The sequence below is a fragment of the Micromonospora sp. MH33 genome, from assembly GCF_003013775.1.
Taxonomy (GTDB): domain Bacteria; phylum Actinomycetota; class Actinomycetes; order Mycobacteriales; family Micromonosporaceae; genus Micromonospora; species Micromonospora fulviviridis.
This window is the reverse complement of sequence record NZ_MUYZ01000537.1, coordinates 1-2,457: the sequence shown is the minus strand read 5'-3', so window position 1 is coordinate 2,457 and position 2,457 is coordinate 1. Positions and strand designations below refer to the sequence as shown.

Here is a 2,457-nt window from a genome sequence, read left to right as displayed (position 1 = left end):
CCGGACCAGCTCGTGGTGACCCCGGTCGGCTGCCGGGACGGGCGCTCGGCCTGCCGGGGGCTGCGTACCTCGGGGCGCGGGGACGAGACCGGCCGGGGCTGGCTGGTCGTCGGCGCGGGTGAGCCGGTGGCCGCCCCCGCCCTGGACGGCCCGGACACCGAGCTGGACGGCGAGCGCGCGGTGGGGACCGCGGGCGGCGTGGTCACCGGGCGGTCCGCCCGCACGGGCGAGGAGCTGTGGCGCCGGGCCGACCTCGGGCCGGTCCGGATCCTGGCGGTCGAGCCGGGCCGGGTGTACCTGCTGACCGAGGGGCGGGACCTGGTCACGCTCGACCCGGTGACCGGCGCGGAGCGGTCCCGGTTCGCCATGGACATCGGCCGGGACGGGACGGGCTGGCAGCCCGGGCGGGCGCACGCGGCGGACGGCTACGTGGCGGTGGAACGGCTCCGCGAGCGGGCCCGCCCGGACGACGACGACCAGGGCTACTTCCTGATGGCCGAGCCGGTGCTGCTGGCCGCGACCTGACCGAAACGGACAAATGGTACGATTTCGCGAGGGCTCCGGCGCGCCGCTGGTCGGCGCGGGACGACCCGAGGCGTCCGGGGCCGGTCCGTAGGGGGTTGACGGACCGGCCCCGGACCTCGCCGTCAGGCCAGCGCGGCCTCGGCGGCGGCCAGGAAGGCGTCGTTCTCGGCCGGCGTGCCGATGGTGACCCGCACCCCGTCGCCGGGGAACGGCCGGACGATCACGCCGCGCGCCTCGCACGCCTTGCCGAACTCGACGGCCCGGTCGCCCAGCGGCAGCCAGACGAAGTTGGCCTGGCTTTCCGGCACGTCCGGGACGAACTTGCGCAGCGCCTCGGTGACCCGGTCCCGCTCGGCGACGACCAGCGCGCAACGCCGCTCGACCTCGTCGGCCTGGGCCAGGGCGGCCAGCGCGCCCGCCTGCGCGGCCATGCTCGTGGAGAAGGGGGTGACCACCTTGCGCACCGCGGCGGCCACGGTCGGCTCGGCGACCAGCCAGCCGATCCGCAGGCCGGCCAGGCCCCACGCCTTGGACAGGGTGCGCAGCACCGCGACGTTCGGCCGGTCCAGGTAGCTGAGGCCGTCCGGCACCTCGGGGTCGGTGACGAACTCCCGGTACGCCTCGTCGATCACCACGAGCACGTCGTCCGGCACCGCGTCGAGGAAGCGGTCCAGTTCGGCCTTGCGGACCGCCGTGCCGGTCGGGTTGTTCGGGTTGCAGACCAGGATCATCCGGGTCCGGTCGGTCACCGCCGCCGCCATCGAGGCCAGGTCGTGGCCGTGGCCGGCGTCGTTCGGCACCCGCACGCTGGTCGCGCCGCTGGTCGCCGCGATGATCGGGTACGCCTCGAAGGACCGCCACGAGTACAGCAGCTCGTCGCCGGGGAGGCAGGTCGCCCGGACCAGGTGCTCGGCCAGCGCCACCGAGCCGCAGCCGGTGGCGATCCGGTCGGCGTCCACGCCGTACCGCTCGGCGAGGGCCTGGCGCAGCGCCACCACGCCCATGTCCGGGTAGCGGTGCGAACCGGCCACCGCCTCGGCGACCGCCTCCACCACGCCGGGCAGCGGGCCGTACGGGACCTCGTTGCTGGCCAGCTTGATCGCCTCGGGCAGGCCCAGCTCGCGGGCCAGGTCGGCCGGGCTGCGCCCGGGCACGTAGTTGGGCAGCGCGTCCAGGTCGGCGCGGGTGAGCCGCAGCGGAGGCTGGTGACGTCCGGTGTCGGTCATGGGGTGTCTCCCGGGGGGTTGGCGCGGTCGCGCGGGGCGGTACGGGTGTCGGGCCGGCTGCGGGGGAGTTGGACCACCACGGTCTGCGCCCGCTTGTCGTGCAGGGCCTGGCGCAGCGGCTGGTCGAAGAGCGGGGAGACCGCGTCGACGAACTGGAGCAGCAGGCCGAGGCCGCAGCAGTACCAGAGCAGGGTGGGCAGCCCGAGGGTGCTCCAGCGCCGGGTGGCCCGGCCGAAGCCGAGCGGCTGGTCCGCCTCGACGGGCACGGCACGAACGCCCACCAGCCGCTTGCCGAAGGTCTGCCCGCGGGCCGCCATCGAGGGCACCTCGTAGGCGAACCAGAGCGCGGTGGCGATCAGCAGGATGGCGATCTGCAGCCCGGCGGCCTGCTCACCCGGCTGGGGCAGCCCCTCGGTGGAGGTTTCCCCGGCCAGCGACCGGCGCACCGACTCGCGCAGGTACGGCGAGATCTCCTCGATGTAGCGCCAGACGAACCAGCCGTTGACCACGGCGTTGAGCAGGAACACCACGCCGAGGTCGATCAGGCGCGCGACCAGCCGGGCACCGTACGAGGCGAGCGGCAGCCCGTGCGGGTGCGGCGCCGGTGGACGCCCCGGCCAGCCCGGGTACGGCCAGCCTGGCGGCGGCCCCTGCTGGCCCGGTCGGCCCGCCCACGGCCCCGGCTGCCCGGGCTGTCCCGGCCACG

2 protein-coding genes and 1 pseudogene are annotated in these 2,457 nt (G+C 76.0%); 1 reads left to right on the top strand and 2 read right to left on the bottom strand.

Annotation, left to right across the window (positions count from 1 at the left end; all coding sequences use genetic code 11):
* Positions 1–525, top strand: a pseudogene (locus B0E53_RS35465) (PQQ-binding-like beta-propeller repeat protein); the annotation flags it as partial.
* Positions 526–647: 122 nt separating this feature from the next.
* Here the strand turns inward: B0E53_RS35465 and hisC are convergent.
* Both hisC and B0E53_RS35455 read right to left on the bottom strand, forming a co-directional pair.
* On the bottom strand, positions 648–1,751 hold the full coding sequence (hisC, locus tag B0E53_RS35460) for a histidinol-phosphate transaminase (protein ID WP_107079825.1): 1,104 nt from the start codon (positions 1,749–1,751) through the stop codon (positions 648–650).
* Positions 1,748–2,457: RDD family protein (locus B0E53_RS35455; protein ID WP_107079824.1), on the bottom strand; the 710-nt coding region annotated here is incomplete at its 5' end. The genes B0E53_RS35455 and hisC, both read right to left, overlap by 4 nt.

Bases quoted from the DNA above. Each gene is read 5' to 3' on its own strand.
- hisC (WP_107079825.1), bottom strand. From the start codon at position 1,751: ATGACCGACACCGGACGTCACCAGCCTCCGCTGCGGCTCACCCGCGCC.